General features: G+C 66.7%; 20 protein-coding genes. 15 read left to right on the top strand and 5 right to left on the bottom strand.

Features of this window, described 5'->3' with window-relative positions; translation table 11 throughout:
* Position 1: 1 nt before the first annotated feature.
* Positions 2-535 (bottom strand): TetR/AcrR family transcriptional regulator, encoded by a 534-nt coding sequence (locus tag G6N34_RS24075; RefSeq protein WP_085152026.1) that lies wholly within the window; start codon positions 533-535, stop codon positions 2-4.
* 63 nt (positions 536-598) lie between these two features.
* Here G6N34_RS24075 and G6N34_RS24070 point away from each other — a divergent pair, with 63 nt between their 5' ends.
* Positions 599-994 (top strand): hypothetical protein, encoded by a 396-nt coding sequence (locus G6N34_RS24070; protein WP_179965799.1) that lies wholly within the window; start codon positions 599-601, stop codon positions 992-994.
* 109 nt (positions 995-1103) lie between these two features.
* On the opposite strand, the gene G6N34_RS24065 is transcribed toward G6N34_RS24070, so the two are convergent.
* Positions 1104-2231: an acyl-CoA dehydrogenase family protein gene (locus tag G6N34_RS24065; RefSeq protein ID WP_085152025.1), complete on the bottom strand. Its 1128-nt coding sequence runs from the start codon at positions 2229-2231 to the stop codon at positions 1104-1106.
* A gap of 117 nt (positions 2232-2348) precedes the next feature.
* On the opposite strand from G6N34_RS24065, the gene G6N34_RS24060 reads away from it, so the two are divergent.
* The 13 genes from G6N34_RS24060 to G6N34_RS24000 all read left to right on the top strand — a co-directional run bounded on the left by G6N34_RS24060 (position 2349) and on the right by G6N34_RS24000 (position 15220).
* Positions 2349-3524 (top strand): acyl-CoA dehydrogenase family protein, encoded by a 1176-nt coding sequence (locus tag G6N34_RS24060; RefSeq protein ID WP_085152024.1) that lies wholly within the window; start codon positions 2349-2351, stop codon positions 3522-3524.
* 67 nt (positions 3525-3591) lie between these two features.
* Positions 3592-4752, top strand: coding sequence for an amidohydrolase family protein (locus tag G6N34_RS24055; RefSeq protein ID WP_085152023.1), 1161 nt, complete (start codon positions 3592-3594; stop codon positions 4750-4752).
* 3 nt (positions 4753-4755) lie between these two features.
* Positions 4756-5073, top strand: coding sequence for a hypothetical protein (locus G6N34_RS24050; RefSeq protein ID WP_085152022.1), 318 nt, complete (start codon positions 4756-4758; stop codon positions 5071-5073).
* A gap of 18 nt (positions 5074-5091) precedes the next feature.
* Positions 5092-5937, top strand: a complete 846-nt coding sequence (locus G6N34_RS24045) for an MlaE family ABC transporter permease (RefSeq protein WP_085152021.1) — start codon at positions 5092-5094, stop codon at positions 5935-5937.
* Positions 5937-6791 carry an ABC transporter permease gene (locus G6N34_RS24040; protein WP_179965798.1) on the top strand — a complete coding sequence of 285 codons (855 nt, stop codon included), beginning with the start codon at positions 5937-5939 and terminating at the stop codon, positions 6789-6791. Before G6N34_RS24045 ends, G6N34_RS24040 begins: the two co-directional genes overlap by 1 nt.
* Positions 6788-8146, top strand: coding sequence for an MlaD family protein (locus tag G6N34_RS24035; protein WP_407663248.1), 1359 nt, complete (start codon positions 6788-6790; stop codon positions 8144-8146). The genes G6N34_RS24040 and G6N34_RS24035 overlap by 4 nt, the downstream gene beginning before the upstream one ends.
* Positions 8143-9180 (top strand): MCE family protein, encoded by a 1038-nt coding sequence (locus G6N34_RS24030; protein ID WP_085152018.1) that lies wholly within the window; start codon positions 8143-8145, stop codon positions 9178-9180. Before G6N34_RS24035 ends, G6N34_RS24030 begins: the two co-directional genes overlap by 4 nt.
* Before the next feature lie 4 nt (positions 9181-9184).
* Positions 9185-10225 (top strand): MCE family protein, encoded by a 1041-nt coding sequence (locus tag G6N34_RS24025; protein WP_085152017.1) that lies wholly within the window; start codon positions 9185-9187, stop codon positions 10223-10225.
* A complete protein-coding gene (locus G6N34_RS24020; RefSeq protein ID WP_085152016.1) occupies positions 10222-11325 on the top strand; it encodes an MCE family protein in 1104 nt (367 codons plus the stop codon). The genes G6N34_RS24025 and G6N34_RS24020 overlap by 4 nt, the downstream gene beginning before the upstream one ends.
* Positions 11322-12551 (top strand): MlaD family protein, encoded by a 1230-nt coding sequence (locus G6N34_RS24015; protein ID WP_085152015.1) that lies wholly within the window; start codon positions 11322-11324, stop codon positions 12549-12551. Before G6N34_RS24020 ends, G6N34_RS24015 begins: the two co-directional genes overlap by 4 nt.
* 8 nt (positions 12552-12559) lie before the next feature.
* Positions 12560-13801, top strand: a complete 1242-nt coding sequence (locus G6N34_RS24010; protein ID WP_085152212.1) for an MlaD family protein — start codon at positions 12560-12562, stop codon at positions 13799-13801.
* A gap of 25 nt (positions 13802-13826) precedes the next feature.
* Positions 13827-14468, top strand: a complete 642-nt coding sequence (locus G6N34_RS24005) for an Rv1363c family protein (protein WP_085152014.1) — start codon at positions 13827-13829, stop codon at positions 14466-14468.
* 14 nt (positions 14469-14482) lie between these two features.
* Positions 14483-15220: a DUF3298 domain-containing protein gene (locus G6N34_RS24000; protein ID WP_234812893.1), complete on the top strand. Its 738-nt coding sequence runs from the start codon at positions 14483-14485 to the stop codon at positions 15218-15220.
* On the opposite strand, the gene G6N34_RS23995 is transcribed toward G6N34_RS24000, so the two are convergent.
* Complete coding sequence (locus G6N34_RS23995) at positions 15210-15653, bottom strand: DUF2599 domain-containing protein (RefSeq protein WP_085152013.1); 444 nt, start codon at positions 15651-15653, stop codon at positions 15210-15212. The genes G6N34_RS24000 and G6N34_RS23995 overlap by 11 nt on opposite strands.
* Before the next feature lie 24 nt (positions 15654-15677).
* The gene (locus G6N34_RS23990; protein ID WP_179965797.1) at positions 15678-17183 is read right to left on the bottom strand and encodes an aldehyde dehydrogenase family protein; all 1506 of its coding nucleotides are present in this window, start codon (positions 17181-17183) and stop codon (positions 15678-15680) included.
* A 38-nt stretch (positions 17184-17221) separates the two neighbouring features.
* On the opposite strand from G6N34_RS23990, the gene G6N34_RS23985 reads away from it, so the two are divergent.
* Positions 17222-18016: a FadR/GntR family transcriptional regulator gene (locus tag G6N34_RS23985; RefSeq protein WP_085152012.1), complete on the top strand. Its 795-nt coding sequence runs from the start codon at positions 17222-17224 to the stop codon at positions 18014-18016.
* A gap of 8 nt (positions 18017-18024) precedes the next feature.
* On the opposite strand, the gene G6N34_RS23980 is transcribed toward G6N34_RS23985, so the two are convergent.
* The gene (locus G6N34_RS23980) at positions 18025-19233 is read right to left on the bottom strand and encodes a CaiB/BaiF CoA transferase family protein (RefSeq protein WP_085152011.1); all 1209 of its coding nucleotides are present in this window, start codon (positions 19231-19233) and stop codon (positions 18025-18027) included.
* Positions 19234-19245 lie beyond the last annotated feature (12 nt).

The following is a 19245-nucleotide window of genomic DNA, read 5'->3' as shown; positions in this document are numbered from 1 at the left end:
GTCACGGTCCAGTGTCGCCGGCGCCGGCGAGCATGGTCACGACCCTGTCGGTCCAGGAGTCATCCACCGTGCCGCAACGGGCGAACTCCGCCACATAGCCGCCGACGATTATGTCCACGACGGTGTCGCCGTCGAACTCTTCGAGATTCAGCGCGGCGACCGCTGCTTCGCGATGGGTCACCAGGATTGCGCGGAACACCTCGCTGAATTCGGGATCCTCGTTGGTCAAGAGGGCCGCGAACCCGCCGGGCCCGATGCCGGTCACGATCACCTCCACCGACTGCGAGACCGCCCAACGCAGCCGCTGCTCGCGGGTGGCATCGGCATCGATCGACGACTGCGGCGCGAGCCGCTCCAAGGCGGCCGCCAACAGCGCCCGACGGTTCGGGTGCCTGCGGTACAGCGTGGTCTTCGCGATTCCGGTGGTCTCGGTCACCGACTGCATCGTCACCGCGCGAGGTCCGCGCGAGCGCAGCAGTTGGAGGGCGGCTTCCAGGATGCGCACGCCCACGGGATCGGAATCGGCGCTGGTCATGAAAACACGCTACACTGACTGTAGCGCTACGCTACGCGTAGCGAATCGTAATGGAGGGTGCTCATGCTTCGCAGAATCATCAACAAGGTCCGTTTTCCCATGTGGGGGTACGTTCTGATCCTGCTGGGCTTCCTCAACCTGGGCCTGTTCGTTGGAGCTCTGGCCTTGGGGTGGGGTCTGGCTCCGGTGATCGGCATCGCGATGGTCGCGTGCTACGCAGCGGGAGTTGCGTGCTTCTATGTCCGGCGCTGGCAGGTGGCCAACCAGGAAGCGGATGCCGAGGTGAGGCTCGGGCTCGACCCGATCCGCGGCGACGTCATGCGCGAGGCCGAGCGTCGGTACCTTCAGACCTATCGCGGTGTGGTGGCCGACGAGGCCAGAGGCGAGGTGCGGTCCCTGCCGGAGCGTCGCACCGCGAACGTCCACTCGGTGCTGGCCGCCGAGCGACGCTCAGCCTGACACCAGACACTCGCCCTGCCGAGCGCGCACTGGCTACGGGTTCAGACGCCCACTGCGTACCTGGTTGCGCTGGAGGCAAAGAGGGTGCGGGCCCTGCGGGAAGAGAGACTCAGCCGACGGCCTCGGCTGCCAACGCCGCGCACAGTCGCTCCCGGTGATGCCGGGCGTCCCCGGACAGCGCCGCGTCGGCCCGGGCCCGGCGCAGATACAGGTGCAGGTCGTGCTCCCACGTGAAGCCGATGCCGCCGTGCAGTTGCAGCGCGTGCCCGGCCACGCGGTTGATCGCGTCCGACACGTAGGCCTTCGCCACGCTCACCGCATGGTCGACGTCGTGCTTCTCACTGTCGAGGGCCAGCGCGGCGTAGTAGGTCGCGGCGGTGCTGGCCTGCGCCCAGATGCGCATGTCGGCGCACTTGTGCTTGACCGCCTGGAAGCTGCCGACCGGCTTCCCGAACTGGACCCGCTCCTTGACGTAGCCCACGGTCATATCCAGCAGTCGCTGTCCGATGCCCACGAGTTCGGCGGCCACTAAGACGGTGTTGAGCGCGAGCGTGCGATTCAGGGATGCGTCCGCGAGATCGCCTGAGGCACAGAGGGCTTCGGCGCCGACGGCGACCTTCGCAAGCGTCACGTCGCAGTAGCTTCGGGTGACATCGAGGGTGGCCTGACGTCCGATCCGCACCCCCGGACTGTCGGCGGGGACGACGAAGCGCGCCACCCGTCCCTCGAGCAGGGCGTCGACGAGCAGGGTCTGGGCGGTGTCCGCGTCCTGCACCGACACCTTCGCTCCGTCGAGCACCCAACCCTCTCCGCGTGGCTCGGCGGTGGTGCTGATTCCGGCGCGCGACCATGGCTGGCCGTACTCGGCGAAGGCCCACGACGCAGTGGCGGTGCCCTCTGAGATCGACTGCAGCAGTTTGGATTTCTGGGCAGTCTCCGAACGCCCGATCGCGTCGGCGACGACGACGCTGGGGATGAACGGCGTGGCGGCGAGGCTGCGCCCCAGTTCCACGGCAACAAGGGCGAGGTCGATCGTCTGCTGTCCCAGGCCGCCGTCGTCCTCCGCGATCGCCAGGGCCGGCCAGCCGAGGCCGACGCCGTGGCGCCACAGTTCGACGTCGAATCCGGCGTCGGAGTCGATCAGCTCGCGCGTGCGATCAAGCGAGCACTTGGCGGCCAGCAGCGACCGGGTGGAGTCGACCAGACCCCTCTGCTCCTCGGTGAGCTCGAAGTTCACGGGCTGCTCCTTAGCTGAAGTCGGCGGATCGACGGGGGATTGCAAAACCCGTCCCAAAGATACAGGATACTGATTAAGCTAAATTTGGGTCGGGTCACAGCGCTGGGAGAGAGATTCGTGCAACTCGGGCAGGACACCGAACTTGACGAAGTGCGACGTCGGGTTCGCGATCTGGCGGCCAAACATGCCCCGCCTCGGCACCCCCGCACCGGCGTTCGTGCACCTGAAGCACATGAGATCCCCGCCCTGCGAAAGTGGACTGGCCTGCTGTTCTCCGAACAGTTGCTGGGAGTGCACTGGCCCGTCGAGTACGGCGGGCTGGAGAATCCCCATCCCCTGTTCGAGTCCGCGGTCACCGACGAACTGATCCGAGCGGGCGGCGCCGGACCCGTGGGTGGTGGCCTGCTGGCCGCCGCGGCGATCATCGCCTCGGGGACCAAGGAGCAGAAGGACCACTTCCTGCCGCGCATCCGGTCGGGCGAGCACATCTGGTGCCAGCTGTTCAGCGAACCCGACGCCGGAAGTGACCTGGCCAGCCTGCGGACGAAGGCTCGCCGGTCCGGTGACGACTTCGTCGTCAACGGGCAGAAGGTGTGGACCACCAACGGCCAGTACGCCGACTGGGGCTACCTCCTGGCGCGCACTGACAACGACGCCCCGAAGCACGCGGGCATCACGGCGTTCGCGCTGGACATGACCACCCCGGGCGTCTCGGTCCGGCCACTGCGGGAGATCACCGGGACCGCAGACTTCAACGAGGTGTTCTTCGACGAGGTTCGCATCCCCGCGAGCCGGGTCATCGGCGAGGTGAACCAGGGTTGGGCGGTGACCACCGCGAGCCTGGCCCTAGAGCGGTCCAGCGCGGGCAGCGGTGCATCGCTGTTCGGCGCGTTGGATCGACTGGCGCGCCTCGCGAATGAGGTGACAGTCGACGGGCGGCCGGCCATCGAGCGCGACGACGTACGTCAGACCATCGGCGGGTTCGTCGCGGATGTGCATGTCAATTCCCTGGTTTCGGCCCTCGGCGACAGTCGGGCGCTGCACGGCACCGGAGACCTCGGTGACGCACCGGTGTCGAAGATCCTGTTCAGCGAGATCAACCTGGCCCTGCACGAGTACGGGCTGGATCTGCAGGGGCATGACGGCGTCCGGATCGAAGGCGACTCGCAGGTGCGCGATCAGGGCTGGTGGCAGGACGCGTTCCTGTACGCGCGGGCATTCACGATCGCCGGCGGGACCAACGAGGTGCTGCGCAACCTCATCGCCGAACGCGCACTGGGATTGCCGCGTTGAGCCCGTCCGCACTGGTGTGCACGGCGCCGATCAGCGCCACCGAAGGTTTCGATTTGGAGGAGACATCATGCCGCTGCAGGATTGGATGAAGATCATCTCGGTGGACGACCACGTCATCGAGCACCCGCGCGTGTGGCAGGACCGGCTGGAGCAGGGCCACCTCGACGAGGGTCCGCAGATCATCGAAACGCCTGAGGGGCACCATGTCTGGCGCTACGAAGGCCAGCTGTATCCGCAGATCGGCCTGAATGCGGTCGCGGGTAAGCCGCCGTCGGAGTACGGCATGGAGCCCGTGCGCTACGACCAGATGATCCCGGGCTGCTACGACCCCGCCGAACGGGTCAAGGACATGGACATCGACGGTGTGCACGCCGCGCTGTCGTTCCCGTCGTTCCCGGGATTCGGCGGCGGAGTGTTCCAGCGCGCCAAGGACAAGGACCTGGCCCTCGCCTGTGTCCGGGCCTGGAACGACTTCCAGGTCGACGAGTGGTGCGCCAGCGCGCCGGATCGACTGATTCCGTTGGGAATCCTTCCGACTTGGGATCCGCAGGGCGCCGCGACGGAGGTGGAGCGGTTGGCCGCGAAGGGGACCAAGGCGGTGTCCTTCCCCGACAGCCCGGTCCCGCTGGGCCTGCCGTCGTTCCACCACCCCACCCACTGGGAGGTGTTGTGGGACGCACTCGAGGCCGCGGACATGCCGGTGTGCCTGCACTTCGGGGCGGGTGGCTATGTTCCGGGCTTCTCGTTCCAGAACCCGAATCCCGCGGATATGGCGCCGTTTGCGGTCGCCATCGCCACATTCTCGACCAACCTGATGTGGAGCACCGCGGACCTGGTGTTCTCGGGCATGCTGCAACGGCATCCGAACATCAAGTTCATGCTGTCCGAAGGCGGCATCGGCTGGATCCCCTATCTGCTGGAACGCTTGGACTACACCTGGGAGCGGCACCGCTGGTACCAGAACATCAGCCGGACCGACCGGCCGTCGGACCTGTTCAGTAAGCATTTCTGGGGCTGCTTCATCGACGATGAGCACGGGGTGAACTCGCGAGACCTGATCGGCATCGAGAACATCCTCGTCGAGGTCGACTACCCGCACTCGGACTCCAACTGGCCCAACAGTCGTAAGCGGATCTCGGAGAACCTGCTGAACGTCCCCGACGCCGACGTGCACCGCATCGTCGAACTCAACGCACGCGAACTGCTGCACTTCGACGGCGGACGCTGACCGATGACGGATGAGCCGGACGTCCAGGGCGACGACGGGGCAGTGGTGGATCGGCCTGAGACCGACGACTACGACCTGTTGACGTTCGGGGAGGTGGCGGCCCGGCTCTCCGAGGAGGTTGCTTCGACCACAGCGGAATTGGAGCAGGCGCGCAGCACGTCGCCCCCTGACCCCGACCGGGTGCGTCGTCTCGAGGAGCGCATCGAGCTGCTGCGCCGCAGCGGCGAGCGATACCGACGAGACCAACAGGCGGGGGACGCCTTCAAGCGCAGGTTCGGGGCAGCGATCACGTCGGAGCCCGATCAGCCGCGGTGGGGCTGAGGGGGGCGGGGGGACAGTGTGACAACGCGGCAGAGCCCATCGCCGGTCGGAGACATCACCGACTGGACGAAGGGCTACGTCTCGCGGCATCCCGTCGCCTCGTTGGAGACGGTGGGCAGCCAGTTCATCTTGGGACTGCGGGCGCTGCAGTATCTGGTCCAGGACATCGCCCGGTGGCGGTTCCCGTTCCCCGAATTCGTGCATCAGGCGGCGTTCATGGCGTCGACTGCTCTGCTGCCCACGATGTGTGTGGCCATCCCGATCGGCGTGACCCTGCAGATCCAGTTCGCGCTGCTGGCGGGACAGGTCGGCGCGACGTCGCTGGCCGGTGCCGCCAGTGGCCTCGCGGTCATCAAACAGGGCGCACCACTGGTCGCGGCGCTGCTGATGGCGTCGGCGGTGGGTTCCGCGATCTGCGCCGACCTCGGGTCACGGACCATTCGTGAAGAGGTGGATGCCCTTGAAGTGCTGGGCATCTCGGCGATCCGGCGCCTGGTGGTGCCGCGATTGGCCGCGGCCATCGTGGTCAGTGTCGCGCTGACCGGACTGGTCTGCTACATCGGATTCCTGGCCGGCTACCTGTTCAACACGTTCGTGCAGGACGGTGCGCCGGGCAGTTTCGTGACGACGTTCGCGTCCTTCGCGACCGTGGGCGACCTGGTGCTGACCATCATCAAGTCGATCGTGTTCGGGGCCATCGTCGCCATCGTGGCGTGCGACAAGGGGCTGACCACTAAAGGCGGTCCCGCGGGCGTGGCCAACTCCGTCAACGCCACCGTCGTCGCCTCGATCCTGCTTCTGATGATCACCAACGTGGTGTTCACCCAGATGTACGTCCTGCTGTTTCCGAAGGCCTCGCTCTGATGGCGGCTCCCTACTACCCCCGAGGCGTTCGCCCACTGCTCAGCGCCACGGCGTCGGTGGGCGGTCTCGGCGTCCGCCTGGGCCACATGCTCACGTTCTTCGTCCACGCCGTGGCCGGAATTCCGGTGACGCTGACGCGGTATCGCAAGGCCTTCCTGGCGATCCTGTCCGACGTCACGTGGGGCAACGGCTCCATTGTGGTGGGCGGCGGCACCGCGGGTGTGATCATCGTGCTGGGGGCGACGGCGGGCGCCATCATCGGCATCGAAGGCCTGCAGGCGCTGCACCTGCTCGGGATGGAACCCGCGGCGGGCCTGCTCTCCTCGACTGTCTCCACCCGTGAACTGGCGCCCATCATGGCGGCCCTGGCGTTCGCCGCGCAGGCGGGCTGCCGATTCACCGCGCAACTGGGCTCGATGCGGATCTCCGAGGAGATCGACGCCATGGAATCCCTTGCCATCCGGCCGATTCCGTACCTGGTGACCACACGCCTGCTGGCCTCGGTGGTCGCGATCATCCCGCTGTACGTTCTCTGCCTGGTGGTCAACTACGCATCGGTGCAGATCATCGTGACGTTGTCCGGCGGTGTGTCAGCGGGCTCGTATGACCATTACTTCAGGCTTGTGCTGACCGGCACCGACATCGCCTATTCGGTGGCCAAGGCGGTTGTCTTCGTGACCATCACCTCGACCATTCAGTGTTACTACGGCTACTTCGCCTCCGGCGGTCCGCAGGGCGTGGGCATCGCGGCGGGCCGCGCGATGCGGGCCAGCATCTCGGTGATGATCATCGCGAATCTGCTTCTCACCGTGGGACTGTGGGGCATCGGGTCCGGCGCGAGGTTGGGCGGATGACGATGATGCAGGGTCTCGAGTCGGCGCAGCGGCCGATCTCTGATCGGCGACTGCTGTTGCGCGGGCTGGGCCTGCTTCTGGTCGCGATGCTGGTGTCAGCCATCGCGATCGCCAAGTCGGAGGGGGCCTTCTCGAATCGGCTGGAGGTCTTCGCGCTGCTCACCGACGTCGGCGACGGCCTTCCGTCGGGCTCGGACGTGAAGTTCCGCGGTGCACTGGTGGGTTCGGTGGAAGGGGTGACACCCGCGGTCGACGGTCAACCGAACCGAGTCACGCTGAGCCTCGATCCGCACTTCTCGGGAGGCATCCCCGCCAACGTCACGGCACGCGTGGTGCCGGGCAACGTCTTCGCGGTGTCGTCCATCCAACTGATCGACAACGGCCCGGCACCGAGTCTGCGGGCAGACGACCAGATCACGCAGGACGACAGCCTGGCCACCGTGCAGTTCCAGACCGCGCTGACCAAGCTGCGCGACGTGATGGCTGCTGCGGGCAGGCCGGGATCCCGGGACAGTGTGGGCGTGCTTGCGGCGGTCGCCGAGGCCACCGCAGGCAAGGGTGACGAACTGACCCACGCCGGTGGCGGCGCCAACCGCATTGTCGACGAGATCAATCAGGTGATGGTGCCCGACGGCAGCGAGGCCACGCTGCAGGTGCTCTCGGAGTCCCTGCAGGGCCTTCAGGCGTCGTCACCGGAACTGCTCGACGCCGTGCACAACGCGGTGGTCCCCATGCGGACTGTGGCCGAGAAGCGTCAGGAGTTGGCGTCTTTCCTGTCCGCCGGCATCACCACGTTCGGCCAGGTTGGGGAGGCGTTCGAGAACAACACCGATCGCATCATCGTGATCACGACTCAGTTGTCGCCCGTGGTGGGCGTGCTCGCCGACGGCGGAGGGGAATTCGCGCCGATGGTCACCAGGCTCAATGACGTCACCAACCGGTTCTTCGCCCACGTCTGGAAATCGGACAAGCAGAAGGCCGTGGGCAAGTTCATGCTGGTGTTCACACCCAACAAGATGTACACGCGGCAGGACTGCCCGCGGTACGGCACTCTGGAGGGGCCAAGCTGTAAGAATGCCCCGCTGACGGCCGATCCGCCGGTACTGCCGCGCAACCTCGACCCCGCCAACCTTCCTCCGCCGCCGGGCGGCAACGTCGGCCCGGTGGGCAGTCCCGAGGAGCGCGCGCAGTTGGCGGAGATCCTGGGACCCGACACCAACGCCGCCTCGGAACTGCTGCTCGGCCCGGTCGCGCGCGGCAACACCGTGACCGTGATCCCCGATCCCGCCACGCCGCCGCCCGGACCGCCTCTGCCCGCCGAAGCCGGCGCCCCGGAACCGGGGGTGGACCCATGAGCTACCGGAAACCCCTCATCGGGTTATGTGTCTTCCTGGCAGTGTGTTTCGCGCTGCTGTGGTCGGTGTTCGTCACCCTGCAGCGCAACGTCGGTGCACCCGCGAACTCTTACAGCGCGCTGTTCACCGATGTGTCAGGTCTCAAGGCCGGCGATGAGGTGCGGATGGCCGGCGTGAAGGTGGGCCGGGTCGACGCCGTCCGATTGGACGGCAGGTTGGCCCGGGTCGACTTCCAGGTGGCCTCAGATCAGGTGTTGTACGGAAACACCAAGGCGTCCATCGATTATCAGAACATCATCGGGCAGCGGTACCTCGGGCTCGCACTCGCCGACTTCGGCGATCCGCAGACACTGCCCGCGGGGGCACTGATCCCGGAGTCACGCACCGAGCCGTCGTTCGACATCTCCCGACTGCTCAACGGTTTCGAACCGCTGTTCGCGCTCCTCAACCCCGACCAGGTGGACAACCTGACCACCGCGATTGTGCGCTCCATGGAGGGCGACAGCGGTGCGGTCACCACGCTGATCGCCGAGACCACCCGGCTGGCCGAATCGTACTCCGGCACCGACGCGATTCTCGAGGGAGTGCTGACCCACCTGAACTCCGTGCTGGACCAGGTGGCCCAACGCAGCGGCGACCTGGACGCCTCGATCAGCTCGGCAAAGACGATGTTCAGCGGATTTGCCCAGCGCCGTGCCGAATTCGTCGACTCCATGCAGCAGGTGTCCATCGTGGGTGGGCGCCTGGCGGACATCATGGAGGACGTGCAGCCGGACCTTCGGCAGTGGCTGGAACGCGACCCCGGCTTCGCCAAACACTTCATGGAGGACAAGCAGGGCTTTGCGTACATGGCGTTCAACACGCCGCTGATGCTCAAGGGATTGGCCCGGATGAGCCAGGGCGGATCGCACCTCGACATCTACGCCTGTCACATCACAGTCAGCCAGTTCCCCCGCATCGACGCCTTGATCGACGCGATCGTCCGCAACGGAACCCGCGGCGGCGTGATCCAGAACAGTACGAAGTGCAGGTGAGCTCATGAGGGAGAAGATCAAGAACCTGTTCCACCGGCCCATCGAGGAGCACAGCAAGCTGCGCCTGGGTGTCATCACGGTCGCGATCATCGCGGTCGTGCTGGGTGCCGCACTCGGCCTTGGCCGCCTGGGCCTCGGAAAGACCACCTACACCGCCGAATTCGCACAGGCCGCCGGCATCAGCGCTGGCGACCAGGTGACCGTGGCGGGTGTGCACGTCGGATCGGTGAAGGGTCTTCGACTCGAAGATGACCATGTGGCCGTGACCTTCGAGGTCGACGACACCGTTCCTGCCGGGAGGTCGACACGTGCCGAGATCAAGCTGACCACACTGCTCGGGGCACGCTACGTCGACCTGCAACCGGCGGGCTCTGGGGAGTTGGAGGACAACAGGATTCCGCTGTCCAACACCGAAGTGCCCTACGACCTGCAGGCTGCGCTGCAGGACGCCACCACCACCTTCGAGGCCGTGGACGCCGAGAAGATCGCGCAGTCGATGACGACTCTGTCCCAGCAGCTTCGGGGCACACCGGAGATCCTGCCGCAGGCCTTGGACAATGTTGCGCACCTGTCGTCGGTGTTGTCGGCTCGGCGCGACGAGATCAGTGCGCTGTTGCGCAGCACCCAGCGGGTCACCGAGCTGCTGAGCAATCAGCAGCAGAGCCTGGGGCTGCTGGTCAACCAGTCGCACGTGGTGCTGTCGGACCTGGCCAATCGCCGGGAGATGGTGGTGCGGTTGATCGATGCCACCACCAAACTGGTGAACCAGCTGCGGCCCGTGCTGATCGACAACCGACCGCAGATCGATGAACTCCTGGGCAACCTCGACGGCATGCTGGGGGCGGTGGGGCGCAACGAGGAACTGCTCCGAAACACGCTGCAGATCCTGCCCGTGCCGGTGCGCAACTTCGCCAACGCCACCGGCAGCGGGAACGAGTTCGACTTCACCTCCTCCGGGGGCACGCTGATCGATTCGTTCATGTGCGCCCTCAGCAGCCGAGCCATCCAGTTCAACCTGCCGAACTACTTCGAGGACTGCCAATGAGTCCACGTTCTCTGTGGAAGCTCACGGCCGTGATCGCATTGGTGGCGGCGGCGTGTGGATGCTCCAGCGGGCCCCTGTCCAGGGACCGCGCCATGACGATCACCGCGCAGTTCGACAACGCCAGCGGCCTGTACGAGGGCAACGCGGTGGCGATTCTGGGCATGCCGGTGGGCAAGGTCGAGAAGATCGACGCCAAAGGCCAGTACGTCGACGTCACGATGCGCATCGACCCCGGTGTGAAGATCCCCGCCGACGCCACGGCCGTCACAGTCTCGACCTCCATCCTGACCGACCGACACGTGGAGTTCACGCCCGTCTACAAGGGCGGCCCCACCCTCAACGACAACGATCGGCTCAGTCTGGCCCGGACCCGTACACCAGTGGAATTCGATCGGGTGCTGGCCATGATCGACAAACTCGCGGTCGAACTGCAGGGGGACGGAAAGGGTTCCGGGCCCGTCACGGACCTGCTGAACGTCAGTGCCGCGATGACCACCGGCAACGGGCCCAAGATCCGCTCCGCCCTGGGGGAGCTGTCGAAGGCGTTGCAACTCAGCGAGGAGCGCGGTGCCCCCACCGGCGACGCCATCACCACCATCGTGACCAGTCTGGACAGCCTGACCACGGCCGCCGCCGAGAACGACCAGACGATCCGTGAGGTCGGCACCGCCGTCCGACAGCTGAGCCAGGTGCTGGGCGCCGAGCAGTTGGGCAGTGGTTCCACCGGAGCGCAGATCAACCAGATCCTCTCGGGCACTGCCGATCTGCTGGAGAGCAACCGCGAGCACCTCAACTCCACGGCGACCAACACCGAGTTGGTGACTCGGGCCATGGCCGATTATCGACGGGAACTGGCCGAGACCCTGGACCTGGCGCCCATGGTGCTGGACAACGTCTACAACATGATCGACCACGAGAAGGACGCCATCAGAGCGCATCCCACCCTGGACAAGATCGAACTCAACGGCCAGGCCACCAAGGAGTTGTGCAACCTGCTGGGCATGAGGCAACTCGGCTGCGCGACCGGCACCATCACAGATTTCGGGCCCGACTTCGGGATGACCAGCATGCTCGAGGGATTGGCGGGGCTGGGACCATGAACAGAATCGTGAGAACTCTGGCCGCAGGCACCGCATCCGCATGCGTGGCCGCCTGCGTCACGTCGTGTTCGGTGGGACTCGACCAGATGCCGCTGCCGGCCCCGTCGGCGGGACGCCAGACCTACCCCGTCACCGCGACATTCACCGACGCCCTCAACCTGCCGGCCAAGGCCAAGGTCAGGCTGTCGGGCGCCGACGTCGGCGAAGTGGAGTCCATGGCGGCCCGCAACTACCAGGCCGTGGTCACCATGAAGATCGCCTCGGACGTGCGCATCCCGGTGGGCACCAGAGCCGAACTGCGTTCTGCCACACCGTTGGGCGACGTGTTCGTCGCGCTCAGTCCACCAGCACAGGTCACCAGCGCCTCCCCCACGCTGCAACCCGGGGACTCGATACCGGTGGACGACACAGCGTCCGCCGCGTCGGTGGAGGAGGTGCTCAGCACCGCGGCCCTGCTGGTCAACGGCGGCGCGATCCGCAACCTCACCAAGGTCATCAACGGCATGGGCGCCGCGGTCGGCGGCAAAGGCGACGACCTGCAGGTGTTCCTCGACGAATCCACCCGACTGATCCAGAGCATGTCCGACCGATCCCAGTCCATCAAGGCCGCCCTGGCGCAGACCGGCGACGTCGCGGCCACGCTGTCGGAACGCCAGACCGCCATCAACGACGCCCTGGCCGCCGCAAGTCCGGCGCTGAGCACATTGTCGGACAACACCAACCACATCGTGGACCTGATCACCCAGGTCAATCGGATCACACTGCAGTTGGCCAAACTGCCGTCGGTGCGCGGCGAGGAGTCCCGCAGCATGATGGCCGATATCAACCGGTTGTCCGCGGCGCTCAATGACGCATCCCAGGCGCCGGGTGCGTCATTGGCGAACTTCAACCTCCTGTTCGGGCCGATCATCAAGCTGACCAACAGCACGTCGTCCAACGTGGACATCGACCTGGCCGACCTGGCGGTCGGTGCGTTCGCCGACCCGTACCACCCCGCGGACCCGGGCAGCCGCGCCCCCACCCGCGAAGACTTCCGAAATATGGTGGGCAGCATCACCTATGAGCTGATCCGGGTGAGGAACAAATTCTGGGGAGCGCCGACACCGCCGCCGGGCAATGTGCCGCCGCCGGACCTGATCGGACCCGCACCCGGGTCCCTGGCGCCGGCGCCGCCCAGGACGAACCTGTTGGCGCCCCACACTCCGGCGCCGGAGGGGACACCGTGATCGCCCGGATGCTGGCCGGCCTCCGCTACGCGAAAGACAGACGCCTCGGGTTGTCCGCGTGCGCGCTGGCCGTCATGTTCGTCATCGGCGTGACTTACCTGGTGTTCGGGACGCTGCGGGTGGACCCGACCCGCACGGAAAAGCTTGTGCGCGTTCATCTGGAGGAGACCGGCGGCCTCCTTCCGGGGCAGGACGTGACCCTCCGCGGCGTTCCGGTGGGTCGGGTGCGCTCCATCGATCTGACCGAGCGGGGCGTGATGGCGGTCGCGGCGCTGGCCCCGGACACCGAGATTCCCAGCGACAGCATGGTCCGGGTGTCGGCGCTGTCCCCGGCCGGAGAGCAGTACCTCGACTTCCGGGCCGACCGCAACGACGGCCCATACCTGGCCGACGGGGACGAGGTCGACAGCAACAGAACGTCGACGCCGGTGTCGCTGGCAACTCTGCTGGGCAACCTCGACGGCACGCTGCAGCAGATCGAGCCCGACAAACTCCGCGCGGTGCTCGACGAACTCAAAGTCGGCCCGCAGGGGCCGGAGAAGCTCGGGGCGATCCTCGACGGTGGATCGTTCCTGGTGTCGACGCTGGATTCGGTTCTGCCGCAGACCGTCAGCCTCCTGCGGACCAGCAAGGTGGTGCTGGGAACGGTGCGCGATGTCAGTCCCGGGCTGGAGACCACATCGACCAATCTGGCGGGCATCCTCGGTGGCGTGCAGCGCATGGATGGTGGATACCGCACCCTGCTGGATCAGGGACCCGGGACGATGCAGCGGATCGACGACCTGATCGCCGACAACTCGCCGACCATGGTGCAGCTGCTGGGCAATCTGACCACGGCGTCCCAGGTGATGTACCTGCGGGTTCCTGCGCTGGAGGAGTTCTTCTTCCCGAAGTATCGGCAGGGATCGGCGTTGGCGGAACTCGGCAGCTCGTTCCGGGACGGTGGCGTGTGGGGCGCGGTCAGCCTCTACCAGCGGTACTCCTGCGACTACAACCTGCCGAAGTCCCCGCCGACGGTCACGGACTTCCCCGAGCCCTATCTGTACACCTACTGTCCCAATCCGGACCCCAAGTACCTGGTGCGCGGTGCCCGGAATGCCCCCCGTCCGCCCGGTGACGACACCGCGGGGCCGCCGCCGGGCTCTGATCCGCTCAAGCGCGCCGATCCGACGCCGATGGGGCCGCTGACGATCCCGACCCCCTACGGCGGACCGAACCTCCCGCTGCCCCCAGCGCCGCACGGTCCCTGATGCGGGCGTGCCGAGAAGGAGCCAGATGAGCATCACCGATGACGTGCTGCAGGACGTCCACGACGACGTCGATGAGGCCCCCAGGGACGCCGACGAAGCGGCAGACCAGGACGCCGGTCAGGACCCGGCCGGAGGCTCCGGTGCCGAAGGATCTGACGAGTCCGCCGCAGCCAGCAGGTCGTGGCGACCGACACGCACAGTGCTGGCCCTCGGTACGGGCGTCGCGGTGCTGCTCGCCGCCGTGACCGCGGCCGTGGTGCTGGTGTGGGAATTGAGGTCCGAACGCGAGATCAGCACCGCCGCCGAACAGGCGACGGCGGCCGCACAGCAGTACGCCGTCACTCTCACGAGCCTCGACGGGGCCAAGCTGGACTCCAACTTCGCGGCCGTACTGGACGGCGCCACAGGAGAATTCAAGAACATGTACAGCCAGTCGAGTGCGCAGCTGAAGTCCGTGCTGATCGACAACAAGGCCGCGGCAAAGGGCACCGTGGTGGCCGCCGGCGTGAAGTCCGCGACCCCCGACAGGGTCGAGGTCATGCTCTTCGTGGATCAGTCGGTGACCAACTCGGCCAATCCGGAACCGCGGGTCGACCGCAGCAGAATCATCATGACGATGGAGAAGGTCGACGGCCGCTGGCTGACCAGCAACGTCGAGATACCGTGATTGGAGGACGGAAAGTGCACAGTCGCAGTCGAATCGGGCGCACCTTCGCTGCGGCCGGCCTCGCCATCACGGTCGCACTCGGGACGGCGCCGGGTGCGCACGCCGACACCGTCTCCAACGGCGTCACCTACACCGTGGTCCCGGACGTGCGGGCGGGCGTCAGCCCCAACGGCCTGGGCGACTGGACCGTGAACTACGAGAAGGTGGCCGGGGGTGACCCCGCGATCGCCGATACGATCAACCGCATCCTCGACGACGAGGCCAACGGGCAGGTGTGGCTCTACGCCGCCAGCGCCAGCAAGACCTCACCGTGGACGTTCCACACGCAGGGCAGGCTCCTGTTCCGCCCGATGACCATCTCGGCGCTGTTCCTCGGGCAGTACGACGCGGTCAACCTGCCCAACATGCCGGTCGACGCCGTCGCCACCCGGGTGTTCGACTCCCGCAGCGGAATTCAGATCGTCTGGGACAACCTGTTTGTTGACCGGCAGGCGGGTCTGGTCAGGCTCGCAGAGCTCACGAAACAGATTCTGCCCGCAACCTATCCGACGCCGCCCCTAGGCGGATGGGCCGAGTACTCTCCCTCGATGGCGCCGATCGAACGCAACTATCGGTTCTGGATTCCCACCGCGGCCGGAATCGAACTGCACTTCCTCGAGGGCCAGTTCGGCCGGGAACGGCGGACGATCACCATCCCGTGGGCGGGTGTGTCCGACCTGATCGCTCCGGCGTTCGCCGGCATCACCAGTTGAGCACGTCGTCCGGTCCGCCAGGATTGCACCCCGAGTTGATCAGCATCGTGTCGCTGACGACCTCTCGCCAGGGCTCCAGATTCCAGGTGCCGACCTTGCCGGGATTGGTGAAGGTCGCCAACTGCCAGTGGCAGAAGAACTGATGCTGCATGCTCAGCGTGTTGGCCTCCGGCGCATGCTCGAGGAGTTCGGCCCACGCGTCGTAACTCTGAGCGCCGTTGGTGAAAATGCCGGCCGCCGACCATCCCCACATGGTGGGGAAGATGCGCAGCGTCGCGCGTTCGCCGTGGTACTCCCAGGCGACGTGGTCGATGTACTGCGGTGAGCCGGGCGGCCGGGCAGGCAACGGCTGGGCCTGCCCGGAGGTCGCCCCGGCGACAGCGCTGATGAGGCCCGCAGTCGCCGCTGCTGCGAATCGCAGTGGAATGCGCATGGCCTCATCCTCCTCGTCAACCGGTCATCCCACCGGCCATTGAAGCGCTTTGTGCTGCAGGTACTCCTCCAGGCCGAACTGCCCGAACTCACGACCGATGCCGCTGTGTTTGTAACCGCCGAACGGCGAGTTCGGGTTGAGTCCGCCGCCGCCGCCGTTGATGACGACCATTCCCGTGCGCAACTGGTGCGCGACCGCACTTGCGCGCAGCGGATCGCCGGACCACACGCCGCCGGACAACCCGTAGCGGCTGTCGTTGGCGATCCGGACCGCATCGGCATCGTCCTTGAACGGGATGACCACACCCACGGGGCCGAAGAACTCCTCCTGTGCGATCCGCATACCGTTGTCGACACCGACGAACAGCGTTGGCTCGAGGAAGAATCCGCGCTCCAGATGAGCCGGGCGCTTGCCGCCGAAGGCGATCTGCGCGCCCTCTTCGACGCCCGAGGCGATCAGGGCCTCCACGCGCTGCCGCTGCACCTCACGGATCAGGGGTCCCATCACGGTCGCGGGATCTGAGGGGTCGCCCACGCTGATGAACCCGAGGGTGCCGACGATCCTGGCCACCAGGTCGTCATGCAGGGACTCGTGCACAAGAATCCTGGTCTGCAGTGCGCACCCCTGTCCGGCGTGTGTGATGAAGCCGCCCAGAACGGATTCCAGCACCTTGTCGAGGTCGGCGTCGTCGAGGATGACATTGGCCGACTTGCCGCCGAGTTCGAGCACGACCTTCTTGATCGACTCCGCACCCTGTGCATAGACCTTGCGCCCCACCGCATCCGAACCCGTGAAGCTCACGATGTCGACACCCGCGTGCTGGGTCAGGCGCTCACCTGCCGCGACGTCGCCGGTGACGATGTTCAACGTGCCCGGCGGCAGTCCGGCGGTCTGGGCGATCTCACCGAGGACCAGAGCCTCAAGCGGGGTGTACGGCGACGATTTGAGCACGGCCGTGCAGCCGGCGGCCAGCGCGGGCCCAACCTTGGCCAGGTTCAACAGGAACGGGAAGTTGAACGCCGTGATCAGTGCGGCCACCCCGTAGGGCTCCCGGACCACCACGCCCTGGCCGATGCCCTGGCCCAGGATCGGAGCCACCGGTGCCTCGAAGGCGAACTGCGGAAGAACCCGGTGGGCCATATCGGCGAAATGATCTATGGGAGTGCCGACTTGGAGGAAGTCGGCGAGCATGCGCGTGGAACCGGCCTCGGCGATGTTGAGCTCCACCAGTTCGGCGCGCCGCCGCGTGAGTTCGTCAGCCATCGCGCTCAGGATGCGGCTGCGTTCGGCCGGGCTCATCCGTGGCCAGGGGCCCTCGTCGAACGCCCTGCGGGCCGCGGCCACCGCGGTGTCGATGTCGGCCGGCGTGGCCTGGGGCACCTCGGCGATGATCTCCTCGGTCGCCGGGTTGAGCACTTCGAGCGTCTCGTCGCCGGCTCCCTCGGTCCAGGCGCCATCGATGAAGAGTTTGCGGGTGTCCAGTGATGTCGACGTCACGATGTCCTCCTGGGTGCGCTGATTGAGTAGCATGATTTAAGAGATTGACGGAATGGAAAGCGGGCGAAGGAATGGACGTGGTGAACAGAAGCGGTGCGGCGGCCAAACTGGTTCGCGCACCGAAGACCGCGGAACTCATCGCCGATCAACTGCGCAGTCGAATCGTGCGCGGCGTGCTCAAGAAGGGCGACGCGCTGCCGACCGAGGTTGAACTGGTTAAGCAGTTCGGGGTGTCCCGCCCCACGTTGCGGGAGGCGTTTCGGATCCTGGAGAGCGAGTCGCTGATCGTGGTCAGGCGTGGTTCCCGCGGCGGTGTGCTGGTGTCCTCGCCCGAAACCTCGGTCGCTGCGCGGGATTTCGGGCTCCTCCTGCAGATGTCGGGAACCACGCTGGCTGATGTCTACGAGGCCCGCATGGTGCTCGAGCCCGCGGCGGCCGAAATGCTGGCCACGCGTGCGACGTCGAACGACATCGCCGACCTCAAGGCCGCGGCGGGTGAGTTGGCGAGCATGGTCAACGAGGGCACCGAGAACGCCGACCTGAGCGAGTGGTCCGCGGCCACCTTCCGATTCCACGACCTGATCATGGAACGGTCCGGGAACACCACGGTGGCCCTGATCAGCGCGGTGCTGCGCGAAGTCGTCACGCGTCACATGGAGCGGGTGGTCAGTTCGACCACCGATCCCGCCGTCATCGAGAAGCAGTTCAAGCAGACGCTCCGGAACTTCAACAAGTTCATCGCGCTGGTCGAGGCCAAGGACGCCGACGGGGCGCGTGCCCTGTGGGCCTCCCATATGAGTCACGCAGGCCGCAAGATGCTCTGGGGCCAGTTGGCCACCGAGTCCGTGATCGACCTGTACTTCTGACTCCACCGTCACCCCAGCACGCCGTCCTCGCGCAGCGTCGAGATCTCGTCCCAATCCCACCCGAAGTCCAGCAGCACCTCCTCGGTGTGCTGACCCAGTTCGGGCGCCGGACCCGCGGGGGCGCCGGGCACACCGTCGAACTGATAGGGCGGTGCGACCACCCGGAACGGGTGACCGTCGGCGCCGACGACCTCGGGCAGATAGCCGTTGTCGGTGGCCGCCGGATTGCTCAGCACCTCTTCGAAGGTGGCCGCGGCCGACCAGACGCCGGAGAATCCGGACAGCACCTCGCGCCACTCGGCCAGCGGTCGCGACCCGAATGCCTTGTCGAGTTCGGCGATGCACGCGCTGCGGTTGGTGAAGCGCTTGATGGAGTCGGAGAAGCGTTCGTCGTCGGCGAGGTCCGGTCGTTCGATGAGTTTGCACAGTTCGGCCCAGAACCGATCCGCCTGCAGGCACACCAGATTCAGCCACCGGTCATCGGCTGTGCGGTAGTAGTTGACGATCGGATTGGGCGCGTCAAAACGGTTCGGCCGCGGAAGTTCGCCCGATCCGGCCGCGACCGCCACCAGGTCCGGTCCCATGGTCCACATGCCGGTGCCGAGCAGCGACACGTCCACGACCCCGCCCTTGCCCGTGCGCTCACGGCGGAACAGCGCCATGGCCACCGCACCCGCGATGGCGCTGGAGCCCTGCAAGTCGTAGAACGCCGCGGGCTGCGGGACCGGCGTGGCGGCACCGGGATCGGTGAGCTTGTTCTGCACGCCGGCCGCCGACCACGCCGCGGCGGAGTCGAACCCGCCGGTGTCGGCCATGGCCCCCTGGCTGCCCCAGCCTGTTCCGCGGACATAGATCAGCCGGGGATCGGCAGCACGCATGGTGTCGGCGTCGATCCCGAGCTTGGTGCGGACCTTCGGCAGATAGTTGGTCAGGAACACGTCGGCGCCCTGCGTGAGCCGGATGAGCGCCGCGACCCCGGCCTCGGTCTGCAGGTCAAGCGTGATGCTGCGCTTACCCCGGTTGGGCACCTGCAGGAAGGGATTGGGTGCCGAGTCATCGGCGTTGAGCGCGTTGCGGAGGGCGCGTTGCGGATCGCCGGTGGGCGGTTCGACCTTGATGACGTCGGCGCCGAGATCGGCCATGATCGCGCCCGCACCGGGGACGAAGGTCCACGACGCCACCTCGATGACGCGCACACCCTCGAACGGTCCGGTCATAGTCTTCTCCTG

The organism is Mycolicibacterium confluentis, assembly GCF_010729895.1.
Classification (GTDB): domain Bacteria; phylum Actinomycetota; class Actinomycetes; order Mycobacteriales; family Mycobacteriaceae; genus Mycobacterium; species Mycobacterium confluentis.
Note: the sequence above shows the minus strand (reverse complement) of the source record. Positions and strands in the feature narration are given on the sequence as shown.

Excerpts from the sequence above, each read along its gene's own strand:
- G6N34_RS24075 (WP_085152026.1), bottom strand. The coding sequence starts at position 535 with ATGACCAGCGCCGATTCCGATCCCGTGGGCGTGCGCATCCTGGAAGCC.
- G6N34_RS24070 (WP_179965799.1), top strand. The coding sequence starts at position 599 with ATGCTTCGCAGAATCATCAACAAGGTCCGTTTTCCCATGTGGGGGTAC.
- G6N34_RS24055 (WP_085152023.1), top strand. The coding sequence starts at position 3,592 with ATGCCGCTGCAGGATTGGATGAAGATCATCTCGGTGGACGACCACGTC.
- G6N34_RS24050 (WP_085152022.1), top strand. The coding sequence starts at position 4,756 with ATGACGGATGAGCCGGACGTCCAGGGCGACGACGGGGCAGTGGTGGAT.
- G6N34_RS24040 (WP_179965798.1), top strand. The coding sequence starts at position 5,937 with ATGGCGGCTCCCTACTACCCCCGAGGCGTTCGCCCACTGCTCAGCGCC.
- G6N34_RS24035 (WP_407663248.1), top strand. The coding sequence starts at position 6,788 with ATGACGATGATGCAGGGTCTCGAGTCGGCGCAGCGGCCGATCTCTGAT.
- G6N34_RS24030 (WP_085152018.1), top strand. The coding sequence starts at position 8,143 with ATGAGCTACCGGAAACCCCTCATCGGGTTATGTGTCTTCCTGGCAGTG.
- G6N34_RS24025 (WP_085152017.1), top strand. The coding sequence starts at position 9,185 with ATGAGGGAGAAGATCAAGAACCTGTTCCACCGGCCCATCGAGGAGCAC.
- G6N34_RS24020 (WP_085152016.1), top strand. The coding sequence starts at position 10,222 with ATGAGTCCACGTTCTCTGTGGAAGCTCACGGCCGTGATCGCATTGGTG.
- G6N34_RS24015 (WP_085152015.1), top strand. The coding sequence starts at position 11,322 with ATGAACAGAATCGTGAGAACTCTGGCCGCAGGCACCGCATCCGCATGC.
- G6N34_RS24010 (WP_085152212.1), top strand. The coding sequence starts at position 12,560 with ATGCTGGCCGGCCTCCGCTACGCGAAAGACAGACGCCTCGGGTTGTCC.
- G6N34_RS24005 (WP_085152014.1), top strand. The coding sequence starts at position 13,827 with ATGAGCATCACCGATGACGTGCTGCAGGACGTCCACGACGACGTCGAT.
- G6N34_RS23995 (WP_085152013.1), bottom strand. The coding sequence starts at position 15,653 with ATGCGCATTCCACTGCGATTCGCAGCAGCGGCGACTGCGGGCCTCATC.
- G6N34_RS23990 (WP_179965797.1), bottom strand. The coding sequence starts at position 17,183 with ATGCTACTCAATCAGCGCACCCAGGAGGACATCGTGACGTCGACATCA.
- G6N34_RS23985 (WP_085152012.1), top strand. The coding sequence starts at position 17,222 with ATGGACGTGGTGAACAGAAGCGGTGCGGCGGCCAAACTGGTTCGCGCA.
- G6N34_RS23980 (WP_085152011.1), bottom strand. The coding sequence starts at position 19,233 with ATGACCGGACCGTTCGAGGGTGTGCGCGTCATCGAGGTGGCGTCGTGG.